The sequence below is a fragment of the Streptomyces purpurogeneiscleroticus genome (assembly GCF_020024005.1).
GTDB classification, from domain to species: domain Bacteria; phylum Actinomycetota; class Actinomycetes; order Streptomycetales; family Streptomycetaceae; genus Streptomyces; species Streptomyces purpurogeneiscleroticus.
The window spans coordinates 1-3,474 of sequence record NZ_NHSG01000318.1; the positions used below are offsets into that span (position 1 = coordinate 1).

4 protein-coding genes are annotated in these 3,474 nt (G+C 72.0%); all 4 read left to right on the plus strand.

Translation table 11 applies throughout. From position 1 onward, the window contains the following. Positions 1 to 259 (plus strand): oxidoreductase C-terminal domain-containing protein (locus tag CCS38_RS20635; RefSeq protein WP_308050838.1); only part of this gene is annotated, 259 nt, incomplete at its 5' end. Between the two features lie 15 nt (positions 260 to 274). After that, positions 275 to 1,081: an acetoacetate decarboxylase family protein gene (locus CCS38_RS20640; RefSeq protein WP_223734789.1), complete on the plus strand. Its 807-nt coding sequence runs from the start codon at positions 275 to 277 to the stop codon at positions 1,079 to 1,081. A 31-nt stretch (positions 1,082 to 1,112) separates the two neighbouring features. Continuing rightward, positions 1,113 to 2,600 (plus strand): aldehyde dehydrogenase, encoded by a 1,488-nt coding sequence (locus tag CCS38_RS20645; RefSeq protein ID WP_223734790.1) that lies wholly within the window; start codon positions 1,113 to 1,115, stop codon positions 2,598 to 2,600. Then, a partial coding sequence (locus CCS38_RS20650) for a 3,4-dihydroxyphenylacetate 2,3-dioxygenase (RefSeq protein ID WP_223734791.1) occupies positions 2,593 to 3,474 on the plus strand: 882 nt, incomplete at its 3' end. The genes CCS38_RS20645 and CCS38_RS20650, both read left to right, overlap by 8 nt.

Sequence of the window (3,474 nt, forward strand, 5' to 3'; positions counted from 1 at the left end):
CGCCCCCTTCGCGCCGTTCCCCACCTTCTGGAGCGACCAGCACGACTTCCGGCTGCAGTCCTTCGGCGCCCCGTCCCTCGGCCTGGACGACATCCGCGTCCTGGCCGGCGACCCGGACGGCGATGTCGTCATGGGCTACCACGCCGACGGCCGGCTGGTCGGCGTCCTCGCCCTCGGCGGCCCGGCCGCCGCCTCCGGAGCCGCCCGTTACCGCGCCGAACTGCTCCAGCAGCCGGCCCCCAGCACCCAGCACGCCTGAAGGAGTCCGACCACCATGGCCAGCGTCCGCGGTTACTTCCACCCCAAGACGGCGACCGGTTCCGCCTCGCTCGTCCCCTCGCCCCCCTGGCACTACTCCGGCGACCTCCTCACCGTCGAGTACCGCACCGACCCCGCGCGCGTCCGCGAGCTGCTGCCCGAACCGCTCGGCCTCGCCGAGGAGGACCCCGGCGCCGTCGCCCTCATCTGGGCCGACTGGCAGTCCTGCGCCGCCTCGGGGGAAGAACTCCTCGACCCAGTGCGCGCCCAGTACAAGGAAGCCTTCGCGGTCGTCCGCTGCTCGTACAAGGGCCGTACGTACTCCCGCTGCGTGTACATCTGGGTCGACAAGGACTTCGCGATCGCCCGCGGGCTGCACCAGGGCTACCCGAAGAAGCTCGGCTCGATCCACCAGACCCGCCCGCACCCCTACGGCCCGGCGCCGCGCATCGAAGCGGGCGCCCGCTTCGGCGCCACGCTCGCGGCCGCCGACCGGCGCCTCGCCCAGGCCGTCGTGACACTTCGCGAGGAATCCGGGACCAACGGCTTCGTCAACGGCCACCCGATGGCCCACCACCGCTGGCTCCCGGCCATCGAGCCCGGCAAGGGCCTCGCCCTGGACGAGCTGATCGAGAGCGGCGCCGCGTCCTTCGAGGCGGGCCCCGCCTGGCGCGGCGACGCCGAACTGGAGCTGTTCGAGGCGCCCACCGAGGAGCTGGCCCGCCTCGAAGTCCGCGAGCCGATCGCCGCGTACTACCGCCAGGTCGGCGTCGTCTGGAACGGCGGCACCCTCCTGGAGTCCGGCACCTCCGCCGCCGAGTGACCGCCCCCTTTCGACCTCTGGGAGACCGGACATGACCGCACACCGCACCACCGTCGCCGGCGTCGCCGTCGACACCCGGCACTGGATCGGCGGCGCCCGCGTCGCCTCCGCCGCCACCTTCACCGATGTCTCGCCCATCGACGGCGCGGCCCTGGGCGAGATCGCCCGCGGCACCGCGACGGAGGCCGAAGTGGCCGTCGCCGCCGCGAAGGAGGCGTTTTCCGGCTGGGCCGCCACCCCGCGCGCCGAACGCGCCCGCATCCTGCACGCCATCGCCGACGGCGTCGAGAAGCGCATCGAGGACCTGGCGATCGTCGAGACCACCGACAACGGCGCGCTGCTGCGCTCGCACCGCCGCGGCGTGATGCCCCGCGTCGCGCACAACTTCCGCTTCTTCGCCGACTGGCTGCTGAAACTGGAACACGAGGACTTCACGACGTACACGAGCGGCTCCGCCGCGGGGCGCGGCCACACCAACCACGTCTCCTGGGACCCCGCGGGCCCCTGCGTGCTGATCACGCCGTGGAACGCGCCGCTGATGCTCGCGACCTGGAAGATCGCCCCGGCGCTCGCCGCCGGCAACACGGTGATCCTCAAGCCCGCCGAGTGGACCCCGCTCACCGCCTCCCTCCTCGCCGACATCGCACACGAGGCGGGCCTGCCCGCCGGTGTCCTCAACGTCGTCCAGGGCTACGGCACCGAGGCGGGCAGCGCGCTGGTCGCCCACCCCGACGTGCGCCGCATCAGCTTCACCGGCTCGGTACCGACCGCGAAGACCATCGCCGCGGCGGCCGCGGCCCACCTCGTCCCCACCAGCTTCGAACTGGGCGGCAAGTCCCCGCTGCTGGTCTTCGCCGACGCCGACCTGGACCTCGCCGTCGACCTGGCGGTGGAGCAGTACGACAACGCCGGGCAGGTCTGCCTCGCCGCGACCCGCCTCCTCGTCGAGTCCTCGGTCGCCGAGGAGTTCACCCGCCGGTTCGTCGCAAAGGCAGCGCTCCTGCGGCAGGGCGATCCGCGCGACGAGGCCACCGACATCGGGCCCAACATCCACCCCCGCCAGATGGAGAAGATCGACGGCTTCGTGCGGCGGGCGCTCGCCGCCGGGGCGCGCGCGGTCATCGGCGGACACCGCAAGGACGGCAACTTCTACGCGCCCACCCTCCTCACCGACGTCGCCCAGGACTCCGAGATCGTCCAGGAGGAGGTCTTCGGCCCGGTCCTCACCCTGCAGACCTTCGAGACCGAGGAGGAAGCGGTCCGGCTCGCCAACGACACCCGCTTCGGCCTCGCCGCGACCGTCGCCACCGGCGATCGGGAGCGCGCCGAGCGCGTCACGGGACGGCTCGTCGCCGGCACCGTCTGGGTCAACTGCTTCTTCGTCCGCGACCTCCAGGCCCCCTTCGGGGGCTCCCGGGAGTCCGGTGTCGGCCGCGAGGGCGGCACCTGGAGCTTCGACTTCTACTGCGACCTCAAGAACACCGTCACCTCGCCGAAGGGCTGGCGCGACCATGGGTGAGATCGTCGGCGCCGGGCTGCTCGCCCATGTCCCCACCATCGTGCTGCCGGAGGAGACCCGGCGGGAGCTGAACGAGGGCAAGGAGATCACCCTCGTCACCGGCCTGCGCCGGCTCCGCGAGGACGTCTTCGAGACCGCCGACTACGACACCGTCGTCGTCCTGGACTCGCACTGGGCCACCACCGTCGAATTCGTTGTCACCGCCCAGCAGCGCCGGGCCGGCCTCTTCACCTCTGAAGAGCTGCCGCGCGGCATGTGCCGGATGCCGTACGACTTCCCCGGCGACCCCGAACTGGCCGCGAACATCGCCCAGTTCGCCGACAAGCACGGCACCTGGATCACCCCCATCGACGACGACTACCTGCCCATCTACTACGCCACGATCAACCTCTGGAAGCACCTCGGCGAGGGCCTGCCCGACAAGAAGTGGGTCTCCATCGGCGTCTGCCAGACCGGCGACATGGAGGACCATCTGCGCCTGGGCCGCGCCCTCGCCGACGGCATCGCCGCCACCGAGGGCCGCAAGGTCCTGGTGATCGCCTCCGGTGCCCTCTCGCACACCTTCTGGCCGCTGCGGCAGCTGCGCGACCACGAAGCCAGCGACCCCGTGCACATCTTCACCCCCGAGGCGCGCGCGGCCGACGAGCAGCGCATCGCCTGGTTCAAGGACGGCTGCCACGACGAGGTGCTGCGCACCATGCCGGACTTCTGGAAGTACAAGCCGGAGGCGAAGTTCTTCCACTACCTGATGCTGGCCGGCGCGCTGGGCGAAGCGGCCTGCACCGCCCGCGGGCGCCAGTACGGGGAGTACGAGAACTCCGTCGGCACCGGCCAGGTCCATCTGTGGTTCGACCGTCCCGAGGACGGCTGGACC